At 36.6% G+C, this 16312-nt stretch carries 12 protein-coding genes; 2 read left to right on the top strand and 10 right to left on the bottom strand.

Translation table 11 applies throughout. From position 1 onward, the window contains the following. Positions 1-85: 85 nt before the first annotated feature. Positions 86-1366, bottom strand: a complete 1281-nt coding sequence (gene tig, locus BW727_RS03365) for a trigger factor (protein ID WP_062470550.1) — start codon at positions 1364-1366, stop codon at positions 86-88. A 195-nt stretch (positions 1367-1561) separates the two neighbouring features. Here tig and recU point away from each other — a divergent pair, with 195 nt between their 5' ends. Both recU and BW727_RS03355 read left to right on the top strand, forming a co-directional pair. Then, positions 1562-2206, top strand: a complete 645-nt coding sequence (gene recU, locus BW727_RS03360) for a Holliday junction resolvase RecU (RefSeq protein WP_062470553.1) — start codon at positions 1562-1564, stop codon at positions 2204-2206. Further along, positions 2196-4811 (top strand): PBP1A family penicillin-binding protein, encoded by a 2616-nt coding sequence (locus tag BW727_RS03355; RefSeq protein WP_062470556.1) that lies wholly within the window; start codon positions 2196-2198, stop codon positions 4809-4811. Before recU ends, BW727_RS03355 begins: the two co-directional genes overlap by 11 nt. A 102-nt stretch (positions 4812-4913) precedes the next feature. On the opposite strand, the gene BW727_RS03350 is transcribed toward BW727_RS03355, so the two are convergent. The 9 genes from BW727_RS03350 to BW727_RS03310 form a co-directional block, all read right to left on the bottom strand. Then, positions 4914-6437: an IS1182 family transposase gene (locus tag BW727_RS03350; RefSeq protein ID WP_077795725.1), complete on the bottom strand. Its 1524-nt coding sequence runs from the start codon at positions 6435-6437 to the stop codon at positions 4914-4916. 134 nt (positions 6438-6571) lie between these two features. Continuing rightward, positions 6572-7267: a DnaD domain-containing protein gene (locus BW727_RS03345; RefSeq protein WP_062468493.1), complete on the bottom strand. Its 696-nt coding sequence runs from the start codon at positions 7265-7267 to the stop codon at positions 6572-6574. Positions 7268-7334: 67 nt separating this feature from the next. Then, the gene (asnS, locus tag BW727_RS03340) at positions 7335-8618 is read right to left on the bottom strand and encodes an asparagine--tRNA ligase (protein ID WP_418268859.1); all 1284 of its coding nucleotides are present in this window, start codon (positions 8616-8618) and stop codon (positions 7335-7337) included. Between the two features lie 39 nt (positions 8619-8657). Further along, positions 8658-9842 (bottom strand): pyridoxal phosphate-dependent aminotransferase, encoded by a 1185-nt coding sequence (locus BW727_RS03335; RefSeq protein WP_062468489.1) that lies wholly within the window; start codon positions 9840-9842, stop codon positions 8658-8660. Between the two features lie 16 nt (positions 9843-9858). After that, on the bottom strand, positions 9859-10338 hold the full coding sequence (locus tag BW727_RS03330) for a cell wall elongation regulator TseB-like domain-containing protein (RefSeq protein ID WP_062468487.1): 480 nt from the start codon (positions 10336-10338) through the stop codon (positions 9859-9861). A 13-nt stretch (positions 10339-10351) separates the two neighbouring features. Continuing rightward, positions 10352-13099, bottom strand: coding sequence for a helicase C-terminal domain-containing protein (locus BW727_RS03325; protein WP_062468485.1), 2748 nt, complete (start codon positions 13097-13099; stop codon positions 10352-10354). A gap of 142 nt (positions 13100-13241) precedes the next feature. After that, positions 13242-13709 carry a hypothetical protein gene (locus BW727_RS03320; RefSeq protein WP_062468483.1) on the bottom strand — a complete coding sequence of 156 codons (468 nt, stop codon included), beginning with the start codon at positions 13707-13709 and terminating at the stop codon, positions 13242-13244. Between the two features lie 148 nt (positions 13710-13857). Next, entirely contained in the window at positions 13858-14790 is a 933-nt protein-coding gene (locus tag BW727_RS03315) for an ABC transporter permease (RefSeq protein WP_062468481.1), read from the bottom strand. Positions 14791-14800: 10 nt separating this feature from the next. Next, a complete protein-coding gene (locus BW727_RS03310; RefSeq protein WP_062468479.1) occupies positions 14801-16288 on the bottom strand; it encodes a sugar ABC transporter ATP-binding protein in 1488 nt (495 codons plus the stop codon). Positions 16289-16312: the final 24 nt, after the last annotated feature.

Raw genomic sequence — 16312 nt, 5'->3', positions numbered from 1 at the left:
ATCACAACTATTTCGCTCATAATGAAAGGAAAGAGACAGTTGCTTGATGCAATGCCTCTTTCCATCTATTTATTTCCAGATATCTTTAAGCTTCAATTGCTGTATCAGTAATCAATGCCATTGCTTTTTTCATTTGAATATCATTAGTAATCATATCTTCACTGACAAGTCCACGAACACGTTCAACGTCCATGTTATATTGGCCAGCAAGCATTTCAACTTCTTCAGTAATTTCTTCTTCAGTTACTTCAAAGTTCTCAGCTTTGATAATCTCTTCGAGAACAAGTTGTGTTTTGGTACGAACGTCAGCATCAGCTTCCATTTGTTTATGTAAGTCTTGTTCAGTTGTACCAGTAATTTGGTAATACATTTCTGGTGAGATACCTTGACGTTGCATGTCATTTAAGAACATATCCATTTGACGGTGGACTTCATCATGAACCATAGATCCTGGAAGTTCAACGATTTCAGCATTTTCAACTGCTTGACGAACTGCTAAATCTTGAACGGCCTCATCAGCTGCAGCTGTTTTACTTTCTTCTAGTTCTTTACGAATTTTTGCTTTTAATTCATCTAGGCTTTCTACGTCTTCTTCTAGGTCTTTTGCGAATTCATCATCTAGTTGTGGAAGCTCTTTAGTTTTAACTTCATGAACAAGTACTTTAAAGGTTGCTTCCTTACCAGCTAGTTCTTCAGCTTGGTAGTCTTCTGGGAATGTTAAAACGACGTCTTTTTCTTCGCCTGCTTTAGTTCCTACTAGTTGATCTTCAAATCCAGAAATAAAGGAATTTGAACCTAATTCAAGGGAATGATTTTGGTCTTTCCCACCTTCAAACGCTTCTCCATCAACAAACCCTTCGTAATCGATCACAACAGTATCGCCTTCTTCTGCTGCATCTTCTTTCAAGACTAGTTCTGCTTGGCGCTCTTGGCGTTGTTTCAATCCTTCTTCAACTTCTTCTTCTGTAACTTCACGGTCTTGTTTTTCAACAGTTAAGTTTTTATATTCACCTAATTTAACTTCAGGTTTAACAGTTACTTCGGCCGTTATTACCCATGGTTGACCTTTTTCCATACTTTTAACGTCAATATTTGGTTGCGCAACTGGATCAATACCTGCTTCTTTAACCGCTGCTTCATATGCTGCTGGAAGTGCTGCATTAAGAGCATCTTCATAAAGAGCTGATTCACCAAAGTTTTTATTAAAGATATGACGTGGTACTTTCCCTTTTCTAAATCCAGGGACAGTAATTGTTTTTCTTACTTTTTTAAATACTTTGTCCATTTCAACTTTCATTGTTTCCTCAGGTATTTCAAATGTTAGCACACCATCGTTAGTGCCTTTTTTTTCCCAGTTTACAGTCATTATATTTCCTCCAAAAGTGTATCTATTTTAGCAACAGTTATACCATTGCATACCCGTTTAGTTTACACTAGATATAGATTAAAGTAAATAAAAAACGTTGGAATGTTCGATTCCCTCTTTTATTTGTCATTCTTAAACGAAATTTTATACAATTCAGCTTGAAAATTGCTACAATCTATCAGAGGAAGTGAAAATATGACAATCAATTACCCAAATGGGAAAAAATTTATCCCACCTTCTCCTCTTCTAAAAACGAAGCGGCCCTCTTCCCGCGTCCAACATGGCAAGCGTGGAATGAGGTTAGAAGAGGAGATTGCAGCTTCTAACGCCTTTTATCTGGAACGTGAGATCGCTGTTATTCATAAAAAACCAACTCCTATCCAAGTTGTTAAAGTTGATTATCCCAAACGAAGTGCTGCTGTTATTAATGAAGCTTACTACCGCCATTCATCTACAACTGACTTCAACGGTATTTATCGAGGCAAATACATTGACTTTGAAGCAAAAGAAACGCAAAATAAACTATCGTTTCCTCTTAAAAATTTTCATGAGCATCAGATTGTTCATATGGAGAAATGTCAAAAATTAGGTGGTTTAACCTTTGTACTCATTCGTTTTTCATCTTTAAATCGTGTGTTCCTCTTAGAAAGTAGTTATCTTTCACAATTTTGGAATAATCAGGATAAAAATGATACAAGAAAATCAATCCCACTGAACTATATTGAAAAATATGGATACGAAGTTTATTATGGTTTCCAACCACCTCTTGATTATTTAAAAATAGTCGATCAGTTAATAGAAAGTAAAAATAAAAGAAAAGGTGATCATTGTGGAGAATAATTCACAAACAAGAAAGCAACGTTCAAAAGAAAATAAGAAGCAGCCGACAAAAACCAATAAAAAACGAACTTCTTTATTAAAAAAGATTTTACTAGGAATTTTATTACTCGGAGTAGCTGTTTTTGTATTTGGTGCAGGTTTATTTACATATTACGCTAGCAAGGCTCCAGAAGTTAATAAAGCTGCTTTAGTAGATACAGCACCTTCAGAAATACTGGATAGAAATGGCGATGTCGTATTAGAAGTTGGAGCAGGTTCGCAAAATCGTGACTTGGTTAATACAGATGAAATACCGCCCTTATTGAAAGACGCGGTAACATCTATTGAAGATCAACGTTTCTATAAACACATCGGAGTTGACCCCATCCGGATTTTAGGTGCGGCACTTGCGAATGTTCAAAAAGGTGGTATTTCTCAAGGAGGAAGCACCATCACCCAACAACTCATTAAATTATCATTCTTCGGAACATCTGAAGAAGACCAAACTCTAGAAAGAAAAGCCCAGGAAGCCTGGATGTCTATAAAACTAGAACGTGAGCTTTCTAAAGAAGATATTTTAGGTCTTTATATCAATAAAGTTTATATGGGCAATAATGTTTACGGAATGGGGACTGCTGCTGAATATTATTTTGGTAAAGATTTATCAGAGATATCCCTAGATGAAGCAGCTACTTTAGCTGGTATGCCACAAGCACCCTCTTATTATGATCCCTACGTAAATCCTACTGAAACAGAAGAGCGCCGTAATGTCGTGCTGACAACAATGGTAGATACTGGTGTCATTACAGAAGTCCAACGTGCTGAAGCGAGTGCTGTTTCCGTCGCTGATAATTTAGTTGATCATTCGAATGACACAGACAACTCGCTTATTCTTGACTCATATCTCCAAGTCGTCATGGATGAAGTGTATGATAAAACGGGACTCGAAGTTGAAGTTGGCGGATTGACCATCCAAACAAATCTCGATATGGATGCCCAACAACATCTATTCGATATAGCCAATTCAGATGAATATGTTCTCTTTCCAGATGACCGCGTGCAAACGGCAGTGACCTTAGTTGACGTTCATAGTGGAGCAATTAATGCAGTGATAGGAAACCGTAAAAAAACAAATCTTCTCGCCATCAATTACGCAGATCAAACGACACGAAGTGTAGCTTCAACGATTAAACCATTAATCGATTACGCACCTGCCATTGAATATAACAACTTGTCAACTGGCTCCTTAATTGTTGACGAAGAATATACGTATCCAGATGGTAATAGCTTAGAAAACTATGACTTACTTTATCGTGGTGATTTGACGCTTCGTGAAGCACTGGTCGATTCTCGAAACGTTCCTGCTGCAAAACTATTAAATGATATCGTAGGAATTGATAATGCTGATGCCTTCTTAAATAAATTAGGAATAGATAGCATTCAAGCAGACGGTAGCGACACTATAAACCCTTCTAATGCTATTCAAGGCTCTATTTCTAATATCCAAATGGCGGCAGCCTACGCAGCATTTTCAAATGGAGGAACTTATTATGAGCCCTATACTGTTCAATCTGTTACAAAAGCAGATGGGCAAGTGCTTGAGTTTTCTGAAAATGGCAGCAGAGCGATGAAAGATTCAACAGCTTATATGGTGACCGATATGCTTAAAGATGTTGTTACGGAACAAGCTCCTATAGCAGCTATTCCCGGATTACCTCAAGCAGCTAAAACTGGTACTGAAGCATTTACAGAAGAAGAATTAGCATTAGTTGGCGCATCTAGTGGCGATAACGTTGCAAAAGACTCTTGGTTTGTTGGCTATTCGCCAAACTATTCAATTGCAGTCTGGATGGGGTATGAGGACGAAACAGAAAGCGGTAATTATTTAACTTTCGAAGATCGTAACCTTACTCGTTATATTTACAGGGAATTGATGAGCTTTGTTTCTCAAGGTATCGAAAATCCTGACTGGGTCAAACCTGAATCAGTCGTAGAAGCAACTATGGAAAAATATTCAAATCCGCCGGCTAAGCCAGGACCAAATACTCCAGCTAATTTAAGAATAACAGAGCTATTTGTAAAAGGTACTGCGCCGACATCTGTTTCGAAAGTGTATGGTGAATCAATTCAGGCACCAACCGGATTAAACGCCACATACAATCAAGAGACCAATCGCTTAACCGTTACATGGGACAAATACCAATTAGCTGCATCTGAAAAACGGACACCACAATATTCAATTACTGTTGGGAATGAATCCCATAATATAACTGAAAATAGAATAACTATTGATAACCCTCCAAAAGGAAATATATCAATTAGCCTCTTAGTTAAAGTTGGTGAAACAACCTCTCCAGCTACTTCTATTCAAGTATTTATTGAAGAACCAATAGAAAGAGAAGAAACAGTAGAACCAGAAGCAACTCAACCGGAATCAGAAGAGGAAAACAAGACAGAATCAGAAAGCTCCTCTTCAAGTTCATCGAGTTCGGAGTCGCAGGAAGAGGAAGAACTTGAGTCAGAAGAAGTTACCCCTGACGAATCAGTGGAATCGCGTCCGAGCGAAGAGGAGCAAGAAGAAAAGCCCGAAAGTGAAGAAGAAACAGAAAATTCAGAAAGCGAGTAATAAAGAGGCTGGGACAAAATATCTCAGCTAACCAAAAAGATGAATGAGTTCAAAAAACTCAATCATCTTTTTGGTTTTGTATTAAAAAGTCGCGTAATTCTGTTAACTAGCCTTCCTTAGATTATATTTTCTCAAGTTATTGGCCATCAAGGCCAATTCAATATCAACTTTTACCTTTTCTTTTCCACGTAAATGGAATCGAGTGAAACCCAAATTAGCCTTTATCTGGCCAAAAACAGGCTCAACATCGATTTTGCGTTGTGCAAAAATCCGAGACCCTTCGGGCGATAAAAGCTTACTCGTTTCTTGTTCTTTTAATTCCTCATAGTGCCAATTATAGTTAAATGATTTTTGGGGGGCTTCTTCCGGATTAGTCGGTTTATATACATGGATTATCTGAACGAAACCACTCGTGTTCTTCTTGCGGCTGATATGGCTGAAATAATATTTCGTACGATCCGGATGGACAAAATAATTTTCTTCCGCCACATACTCCCAATTTTTTCTGTTTTTATCTGATGATTTATAACTACGCTTTTGTTCTTTATCAAACGCATTATATTTGATAAGGTGTTCCACATCAATTTGGTCCAAGTAATCCAGGTTTTCCTCACTGCCATATCCAGCATCAGCTACAATGGTCTTCGGTAAAATGGTCAAGGAATCTACAAAAGGGATGAGTGTCCGCGTATCCGTAGGATTAGGAAACACCCCGACGGCCAAAGCGAATTGGTTTTCAGTACCAATTTGAATATTGTATCCTGCCTTAAGTTGTCCATTTTGCATATAGTCATCTTTCATTCGCATAAACGTAGCGTCGGTATCCGTTTTTGAGAAGCTGTTCCGATCCTCAAAAACTTCTTCATACGCCGCATATTTTTTCTTACGTGGAATAAAGTCATTGACCAATTTACGCAAGTGTTTCTTTAGCGTCCGTCGTCTTTGCTTTTTAGGGTTTTTCCCTTTAACTGGATTCGCCTCGATGTCACTAGACAGGTCTTGAATTTCTTGCTCAATGATAGTGGCAATTTCTTCCAACTCAGCGGTGGACAGTTCATCAGAATCATCAATCTGCATGGCTTGGTCAACCAATGGTTGAATTTCTTCCTTAAAGTACTGCATCGCCTTTTCTTTAAGGGAAGCTTTGTATCTCTCAATGGCCTTTTTCCAGACAAAAGAAAACTTATTGGCATTTGCTTCAATTTTCGTGCCATCAACGAAGAGGGTTTCCATCGTGACCATATTTTCTGTCTTCAGTTTCGCTGCAAATTCCGCAAACAATTCCGGTAACAGATTTTGGCAAAACAGTGATGACCGAAACCGGTTGATTGTACGGTAGGAAATCGTTTCTTGGCTTACCAACCACATCATAGCGATGTTCTCCAACATCATCTTTTCCATTTTCCGTCCCGAGAAGATACCTTCCGAGTAGGCGAATAACAAAGCCTTGATAAGCAAACGCGGGTGATAACCAGGCCTTCCTTCGGAAGCCTCGAATAAAGGATAGGCAGACCAATCTAACGATTCAATAAATTCATCGATAACAAAAACAAGATGGTCTTGGGGAAGCAAAGCGGATAATTCCAATGGTAAAGTGGTTTGGTTTGTGTTATATTTTTTATACATAAGAAAGCCCCTCCTGAATGTATTTGTCGTTATTTACATTATACTAGGTGGCTTTCTTTTTTTATACCAATAACAAAGCAGCCCGGAAGAAAAACTTCCGGGCTGCTTTTTAGCTAGGTTTTGTCCCAGCCTCTTTATTCATTTTTATCTAACCAATTAAACAAGGGAATCCGCTCTGATTCTTCCGGTTCTTCAGTTGCAGTATTTTTTTGATAGTGGTTATTAAACTTTTTTGTTTCTTCTTTTGCTTGTATGGGTGTACGAATATTTTTCTTCTCCCATGATAGTAAAATACGATCCATATATTTTAAACTATATTTCTGGTTTAGAACAGCTTCTCGCAAGGCTTCCATAATCAATTCTTTGGAATAACGGTCTCTATCTAACCAATCACCAATGGTCTGCATTTCGATTGGAGTAAGTAACCTTCCAAACTCTTGTTGAAAAATTTCTAGAAGGTTAATATCTTCTGCATTTGCTTCTTCTGTTTCAGTTTTTTGATTTAAAAAGCGCGCTAATTTGACATAAAGTGGATAAAGAGAATACCGATCTTCATCTTTTCCATTATTATCTTTTTCAGTTTCAATTAAAATCGTTTTATTTTGGATTAAACGGTGTAAGATAGAAAACACTTCTGCTTCCTCTTTCCCCATCCGATCAGCTATTTCGGCCATATTGGGGAAAAAAAGATTTTGGTCTAGGTAACTTTGAAGTTGGATAACAAACAGCAGTTCTTCATTATTTAATCCAATTGAGCGATAGTACTTCAAAAGCCCGTTTTTGATAACCGTCTGACCTTGGTTAATCCAATTTTCTAATACTTCACTCATAGTTCGCTCCTTCTTTCAAAAAAAGGGCAAAACAGTTTACACTGCTGCCCCGCTTCTTCTTTACAAATTATGGATATAGACGATTCAAGAGACGTGGGAATGGACTTGCCTCACGGATATGTTCCGTTCCAGTAATCCACGTAACTGCTCGTTCCAGTCCTAAACCAAAACCAGAATGTGGAACAGAGCCATATTTACGCAAGTCTAAGTACCAAGCATAATCATCTAATGACAAGCCAAAGCTTTCAATTTGTTGGCTAAGTTTTTCATAGTCAACTTCACGTTCACTCCCACCGATGATTTCACCATACCCTTCAGGAGCAATCATATCTGCACATAGAACAACATCATCACGATCTGGATGTTCTTTCATGTAGAAAGGTTTAATTGCTTTAGGGTAATTTAAAATAAAGACTGGACGCTCTGATTGTTTGGCAATAAAGGTTTCATGTGGAGAACCAAAGTCATCTCCCCATTTGATATCATCAAAACCATTCTTGTTAAGCAACTCAATCGCCTCGTCGTAAGAAATGCGATCATATGGCAATTGTGTATATTTTTTTAGTATTTCTTTGTCGCGCTCTAAAACATCCAAATAATAATCACAGTTGTCTAAAACAGATTGGACTAAGAAAGCAACATATTGTTCTTGAACTTCCAAACTCTCATCTTGATGCATAAAAGCCATCTCTGGTTCCATCATCCAAAACTCAATTAAATGACGGCGTGTTTTAGATTTTTCAGCACGAAAGGTTGGACCAAAAGAGAATACTTTTCCAAATGCCATCGCAGCTGCTTCCAAGTAAAGTTGCCCTGATTGTGATAAATAAGCTTCTTGATCAAAATATTCAGTATGGAATAACTCCGTCGTACCTTCTGGGGCGCTTCCGGTTAAAATTGGTGGATCAATCTTAATAAATCCTTGAGTGTTAAAAAATTCATAAGTAGCTCGAATAATTTCATTACGTATTTTCATAATAGCATGTTGTTTTGAAGAGCGTAACCATAAATGACGATGATCCATTAAGAATTCTGTTCCATGTTCTTTTGGTGTAATTGGATAGTCATGACTCTCGCCAATAACCTCTATATTATTCACTAACAACTCATATCCTAATTTTGAACGCGTATCTTCTTGGATAACACCTTGGAACATAACCGATGTTTCTTGAGTTAGAGACTTGGCAATTTCAAAAACTTCGGGTTCTACTTCATTTTTTAAAACAATCCCTTGGAAGTAATAATCCCCATCACGTAACTGAATAAAAGCGATTTTTCCACTTGAGCGTTTGTTAGTTACCCACGCTCCTATCAAAACTTCTTGTCCGATATTTTCTTTTGCTTGTTTCATAGTAATTCTTTTCAATGTCACTAACCCCTTTATCTGTACCTATGATTTGCTAATAATAAAACTTTTAATACGATTTACTGCTTCTGTCAATGTTTCTTCATCCAAAGTATAGCTAATCCGAATAAAATCGGGAAAACCAAATCCATCCCCGCTAACCACGGCGACTTTTGCTTCTTCAATCAATGCTAAAGAAAAATCACTTACGTCAGAAAAACCAGTTCTAGTTGCCGCTTCTTTAGCGTTAACGAACACATAAAAAGCACCTTGTGGCTTTATCATTTTGAAACCAGGTACTGATTCTAATAACGGATAGAAGTGATTTAATCTTTTTTCAAAAATTCGGCGCATATCATCTACAACTTCTTGCTTACCAGTCAAAGCTGCAAGTGCAGCATATTGACTCACCGCTGCTGGGTTAGCTGAATGACTCGCGAACTGCGTCATTTTCTTAATGATAGTTTCATTCCCCATTGCATAACCTATCCGCCAACCTGTCATTGCATAAGATTTAGAAACCCCGTTTATCACAATAGTCTGATTCTTTATCGGTTCAGAAAGCGATGCAACTGAAACTGCCTCATGACCATTGTAGCAAAGGTTGTAGTAAATTTCATCGGAAATAATCAGGATATCATTTTCTACTGCCCAGTTACCTATGGTTTCCAATTCCGCCCGTGAATAGATAGAGCCAGTAGGATTATTTGGCGAGTTCAGAATCAGCGCTGTTGTCTTCTCGGTTCGCTTACTTTCTAGGTCCTCAACAGTCACTTTAAAATTATTCTCAAGAGATGAATCAATAATAATGTTTACACCACCAGCTAATTCTACTTGTTCTGTGTAGCTCACCCAATAAGGTGCTGGTATTAAAACTTCATCTCCTGGATCGATAATCGTTTGGAAGACCCCATACAAGGCATCTTTCGCTCCAGTAGTAACAATCACTTGGTTAAGTTCATAAGTCACACCATCATGGAGGTTGTGATAATCGATAATCGCTTGGCGAAGTGGCAGTATACCCGATGTCGCAACGTAGTGATTTGTTTTGTTTTGTTTGATTGCTTCAATGGCTGCATTTGAAATATGCTTAGGCGTTTGAAAATCAGGCTCGCCCACTGTTAGGCTAATAATATCATAGCCTTTTGATTTTAATTGATTAACTTTATTAGATGTACTGAGTGTTGGCGATTCCTGTACCTTCATCAGGCGTTTTGAAATTTTTACCATTTTCCATTTACCACCTTTAGATATTTTTATACTCCTTAACCATTTGGCCCGTATTAGCTGATAGTATATAATACCCTAACTGACCATTTTTATCGAGATAGGAGACTTCCCAAATTGGCTCTTCATCTGCAACACCAATTCTTGCCTCTAAAACTTCTGTTGGAGTTACTTCAGCTTGTGCAATGGATTTTGCCTCATCTTCCGTTACAATTTCACTAGCATTTAAAATTGTTGTATTTGCTCCATTTTGCTTGATAACTACATAGATATATTGATCCTCAGCATCATAACCAGCGATAGAAAAATAAGTTTCATCTGTGCCATTATACCAATAAAAATCGTCAACTTTTTGTATTCCAGCTTTTTCCTCCGCAATAATAGCTGCTTCTTTTTCAGCTTGAACTATGGGCCGTTTCGATTGGTAAAAAACAGAGTAAGAACTAATAATCAGGATTAATAAAAGAACAAGCGATCCTATGACAAACTTCCGCTTCAAATAAACACCTTCTTTACAATTTCGTTAATTCAAGCAATGATTTTTCTTTAACACTGACACCTTTAGGGAGTGCGAATTGAATTTGTTTCGCATAAGGACTATGTAAAAAACGTGTATCTAAGCATATCATAATCCCCTTTTGTCCTTTTTGACGAGAAATCCGCCCCATCCCTTGGACTAAGCGCATAATCATTTTAGGTAAAGATTCTAAATGAAAAGCATTTCTCCCGTCATGAGTGCTATAAAAAGTTTCAATCGCACGGTTTTCCGGTGTTTCAGGTGGATCAAAGGGTAGGCGTGTCATAATCAGTAAATCAACCGGCTGTTCTGGAAAATCAATTCCTTCCCAATACATCCCGCTTCCTAATAAAACAGCTTTTTCTGCCTCTAAAAAGCGCCGGTGAACGCGCCTTTGACTACCAGAAAATCCTTGTGCTAGAAAGTCAATATTGGTTTTTTCTTTTTCATTTAAACCGCGTAATCCTTTTAACACTTGCTCCAAAACATGATTGGAATTAAAAAGAACTAGTATTTTTTTATGTGATTCTATTGCGAGATTAAAAATAAAATGTGTCAGCATATTTTCCCAATCATGTTGCCCCATTTGATTAATGGGTAGGATATCATTCGGTACGAATACTTGAAGTTCTTTCGTTCCTCCTTCAGTTTCAGAGGCATAACTATAGGCATCTAAGTCTTTAATACCAATTTTTCTTGAAAAATAGCTAATACCTTCATTCAAAAAGAGAGAAGCACTGATATAAAGAACTTTTGAAAAATTGGAATGCAAACGTGCTTGTAACTTATCTCCAATATTCCACTCCCCATATTCTAAAGAAAAACGATTAGAACCTAATTGCTGCTCGCATTTAACTGCATAGTAACCGTACGGCGTTGGACTTAGTAATACTGAAAAATCTTTTTTCTTTTTTTCTAGAAGAAGCATAAATGACTGTATCCGTTGTAAGAAGGTATTGCCTTCAGATGGCTGATCTGATTCCACATAACGCTTTCCCGTAATAATGACTTCTTCAAAATGAAGCAATAACTTCCTAGAAAAACGTTGAAACTTGCTCGTTGTTAGCTCATCTTTATCTAGATAAAAGAATTTTTCAAAAGGTTTCTTAGTTTCCTTGCACTCAAATTTTAACTCTAAGTGATTCTCTATTTCTATAAAACCGTGGATTAATTGATCCATTGAAAATTCTAAATTAATTAATTCATAATGAGGAAAAGTAGTTGTTGCATGCTGTTCCAAATGCTCGCGATAATTTCTGACATCAACCGCAAATTTAGAGACTTTTTTTCTTAGCTCAGTAAATTCTACAACTTTTTTTTCTTTACCTTTATAAATAGTAGGTAAACGATGAGCCTCATCAATAATTAGATGAAAGTTTCCGTCTGGACAAATGTCAGCAATCGTTTCGATGTGGTGACTAAGATAAGCATGATTGGTAATCAATAAGCTAGCTTGTTTGGCATTTTCTTGATGATAGCGATAAAAATCAATCGCGTACCACTTTTCAGAAATATCAAACTCATTGTGCTGATAGGCTACTTCCTCTAAAAGGCTTGCTGATTGATAACTCGTGCTTAATTCTGAAAGATCCCCTGTTTCAGTTTCAGTAAGCCATACAAATAAGCCCATCATGATTAAAGCATCCATCCCCACTAGTTTTTCTAGCTTCATATTCGCAAACTTTTCTAAGTGAATAAGATGCTGTCGACTGGATAAACGTGCATACCTAAATGAAAAAGGAGAAGCTTTTTCTAAGTGGGCAACGACTTCTTCTAACTGTTCTTGTAAAAGCAATGTAGACGTAGAAATAACAACTTTTTTATCAGGTCGAGCAGTTAAAACAGCTGGTAACAGGTATGCCATGGTCTTACCAAAGCCCGCTGGTGCTTCGATAGCAAAATCTTTCTGTCTGCCTTGAGAAAAAAAAGTTTCGATTTTATTTATCATATCTAGCTGATCAGCTCTTTTTTGTAAGCCAAACCGTTCTTGGTATGCTTGCCACAATTCTTGACTGGTTAGATTACTTTTTTGTCGATAGTCTGTTTGCTCTAAATGACTCTTTTTATCATTAACTGCTAAGCCATTCACTATAATAAGAGAAGATGCTAACTTCTTTTTATTGTGGCGACTTAATTCCAGACACATTTCAAAGAAGTCAGAGTTATTTCGTTGCGTATGAATTGCTAAAACATTTAATTTTTCAAGTGTTACTAATGGTAAGCTGACCGCACGACTTTTAAGAAGAATAAATAATTCTGCAGTCGCTCGCGCATCCCCTGCAGCATCATGAATATTTTCATGAGAAAAACCAAAAAACTTAGATAAATCAGACAAACGATAACTATCTAAAGTAGGGAATAAGACTTTTGTCAATTCGACCGTATCTATACCTGGAATTGTTAATTCAGGCAGTCCAATATCTCTAAAAGACTGATTTAAAAATCGGTAATCGAAATTGATATTATGAGCAACGAAAGTACACCCATTTAAAAGATTAAAAATATAATCAGCAACGTCTTCGAAATAGGGAGCAGCTTGAACATCCCGATTTGAAATACCTGTTAGATTTTCAATTACAACGGGAATCTTTTTGCCCGGATTGACCATAAAGTCATATTCTTGAACAACTCTGTCCTCTTTTACAAGCGTAATACCCACTTGTATAATGCGGCCTCCTTTTCGGTAACTTGAGCCCGTCGTTTCTAAATCAACAACAGCGAACATTTCATCTTCATATTTCATACGTATTTTATACCCCGATTCTGCCGTACTTCATCACCGCTCTTTCTATTCTACTAAAAAATGCTATGAAATTGTAGTAGGAAGCGAAAGTTATTCTATTTCATTAAAAAAAGCCTAGACAGAGTCTAAGCTTTTTCGTCAGTTAACCTGGGTAAATATCTTCTACCGTTAAGTTAGGATCTACTACGATATAAATATTTCCATTCATAATTTTGGAAGATTGATGCTCATTATCGTGCCCATCTGTATCAAGGGCTTTATATGGGAAATAAATACGATCGCTTTGGACGATTACATCTGATTTTGGATGATCTTCATCTAAGTATAAAATATCCATCATTTCAATGTCTTGGAATTTTGAAATTCGATCAAACATACCAGCTTCAATACCGCCTAAATTAATATCATGTGAATTTACATTATTTGCCTCAGGATAGACTTCAATTCGTAAAGACTCACATGGGTGAATTTCTTGGAACTCACTATTACCGATACGTCCATAACTTGTAGTTACTTGTTTAATCCACAAATCACCAATATGTTCTTTATTTATGGTCCAAGTTTCACCATTACGAAAAATGAATTTTAAACGTGCCATTACTTTTTTCATGTTCTTCCCCCTAATTTCTTTCTTGTGAATATTTTAACACACTTCTAGTTAAAACAGAATAGTATCTAAAAAATTTATTTTATCTTAAATCGGCGGATCTAGGTAATTATAATGAGCTCTCACCGTTTCAGTTCATCCTTTTGACCTTCTATTTTTTTGAAATATTATCAATCCCAACAGCAATAAGGAGGACGAGCCCTTTTACAACAGTTTGGAAATAGTTCCCCACACCTAATAGAACCATACCATTAGAGAGTATCGCTATGATAAGTAGCCCTATAACGACCCCCTGCAATTTCCCTTCTCCGCCATTGACACTTATACCACCCAAGACGACTGCTGTTACGACATCAAACTCTAAACCACTCCCTAAGTTTGGAAGGGCGCTATTTACTCTAGAAAGCATAACGACTGAAGCTAAAGATGACAATAAACCAGACATCGCGTAAGCAATATATTTTACTTTTTTAACATTTACACCCGATAGAATTGAAGCTTTTTCATTGGCTCCAATACCATAAAGGTATCTGCCATAGCGGGTATTGTTTAATACAAAAAAGCCAAAGGCATAGACGAAGACAAGAATAATTATCGGAACCGGCACGTTCCATACATAACCTTGTCCTATAAAAGAAAACTGGCTGGGAAAGCCAAAAATTCCTTCACCTCCTGTTAGTATATAGGTAGCACCACTGAATATAGTCATTGTTCCAAGAGTAGAAATTAAAGGGGAAATGTTGATTTCATTTATTAAAAACCCATTAAACAACCCAAGAATCGTACCGACAACAAGTGTAATGATTATAGCTAAAATCATATTTGTACCTTGAACCATGAGTTTTGCCAAAATAACAGCGCAAAGTCCTAACATAGACCCAACTGATAAGTCTATGCCTCCTGTTAGTATAATCATCGTCATACTGACGGTAATTATGCCTACTACTGCTACTTGTCGTAAAACCGTAGTCAAATTACCAATTGTGAAAAAATAGGAGCTACTAAATGACAATACGACAAATAATACAATTAAAAATATCAATATACCATATGTGAAAATCCCTGTTCTCTTAACTTTTTCCATCTTTATTCTCCTATAATAGACTTGACGAATCTTTAAATATTGTGTGGGCTGTGAGTGTTTTGGAATTATACTCTGAGGCTATTTCTCCATTACTCATTATCATGACTCTATCTGTTATATTGATAATTTCTTCATTTTCTGAAGAAATCAGAATAATAGATTTCCCTTCTTTAGCTAAACCTCTTAATATACCGTATATCTCTTCCTTAGAACCAACGTCTATTCCACGAGTAGGTTCATCAAAAATAAATATTTGGGCCTCTGAGAGCAACCACTTTGCTATGACGGCCTTTTGCTGATTTCCACCGCTTAAATTCAGAATTTTTTCGTCTAGTGAAGCGTATTTGACATTTAATTTTTCAAGGATATCTGCTACGACTTGTTTTTCTTCTTTTTTATTAATAACACCGTTTTTAGTTATCTTATCAAGAGAAACATAAGTAACATTTTCAAGTAAGGACAGATGAAGCATCAGACCTAGGCTTTTCCTATCTTCTGTTATAAAAGCAATGTTTTCTTCAACAGCGTCTTTAGGACTATTAATTTCTTTTAATTTACCATTTATAAAAAATTCTCCAGAATTTAGCTTGTCTATCCCGAATATTGCTTCTGCCAACTCTGTTCTTCCGGAGCCCATAAGACCCGCAACACCGAGTATTTCACCTTTTAATAAATGAAAGGATATATTCTTAATCTTATTTGTGTTAACGTTTCTAAGTTCAAGGACCTTTTCTTTTTGAATCATTTTATCTTCGCTTCTTTTACTTCTTGAGAGTTCTCTACCAACCATTATACTTATTAAATTTTCTTCATCCAATCCTTGTGCAGGTTTTGTATCTATTACTTCTCCATCTCTTAAGACGGTAATTGTATCTGACATCTGAAGTACCTCGTCCAATTTATGGGAGATATATATAATACTTACCCCGTTTTCTTTAAGATTTTGCAATATACGAAAGAGGTTTTTTACCTCTACATCCGTAAGGGAGGTGGTCGGTTCATCTAATATCAATACGTCCGTTTCTTTTATGAGTGCTTTTGATATTTCGACTAATTGTTGATTCCCAATACCCATATCTCTTACTATGGTTTGAGGAGAGGCATTAAGGCCCACTTGTTTGAGAAGTTCAATCGTTTTGTCCCGCATATATTTTTTATCTAAAATTTTCCCCTTAATTTTTTCATGTCCATAAAATATATTTTCAGATACCGAAAGTGCAGGAATCACATTTAATTCTTGGTAAACTGGTACAATTCCCATGTTTAAACTTTTTATGGGTGTATTGTTCTCCAAGACATGCCCTTTATAGTAAATTTTCCCCGAAGTTTTATCTATAGCACCAGTTAGTAATTTTATAAGTGTCGATTTTCCAGCACCATTTTCTCCTACTAAGCCATGTATTTTACCCTTTTCAAAAGTGATTGAGACATCCTTTAGTGCTGTCACGCCTGGGTATTCTTTTGTAACGTTTTCTATTCTTAAAATATCGTTTTCCATCTATTCCTCCATATGACAAATGAA

It is taken from the genome of Jeotgalibaca dankookensis, assembly GCF_002005405.1.
Lineage (GTDB): Bacteria > Bacillota > Bacilli > Lactobacillales > Aerococcaceae > Jeotgalibaca > Jeotgalibaca dankookensis.
This window is presented reverse-complemented; position numbering and strand designations above follow the sequence as displayed.

Coding starts and splice junctions, on each gene's coding strand:
- tig (WP_062470550.1), bottom strand. CDS start 1,366: ATGACTGTAAACTGGGAAAAAAAAGGCACTAACGATGGTGTGCTAACA.
- recU (WP_062470553.1), top strand. CDS start 1,562: ATGACAATCAATTACCCAAATGGGAAAAAATTTATCCCACCTTCTCCT.
- BW727_RS03350 (WP_077795725.1), bottom strand. CDS start 6,437: ATGTATAAAAAATATAACACAAACCAAACCACTTTACCATTGGAATTA.
- BW727_RS03345 (WP_062468493.1), bottom strand. CDS start 7,267: ATGAGTGAAGTATTAGAAAATTGGATTAACCAAGGTCAGACGGTTATC.
- asnS (WP_418268859.1), bottom strand. CDS start 8,618: ATGAAACAAGCAAAAGAAAATATCGGACAAGAAGTTTTGATAGGAGCG.
- BW727_RS03335 (WP_062468489.1), bottom strand. CDS start 9,842: ATGGTAAAAATTTCAAAACGCCTGATGAAGGTACAGGAATCGCCAACA.
- BW727_RS03325 (WP_062468485.1), bottom strand. CDS start 13,099: ATGAAATATGAAGATGAAATGTTCGCTGTTGTTGATTTAGAAACGACG.
- BW727_RS03320 (WP_062468483.1), bottom strand. CDS start 13,709: ATGAAAAAAGTAATGGCACGTTTAAAATTCATTTTTCGTAATGGTGAA.
- BW727_RS03315 (WP_062468481.1), bottom strand. CDS start 14,790: ATGGAAAAAGTTAAGAGAACAGGGATTTTCACATATGGTATATTGATA.
- BW727_RS03310 (WP_062468479.1), bottom strand. CDS start 16,288: ATGGAAAACGATATTTTAAGAATAGAAAACGTTACAAAAGAATACCCA.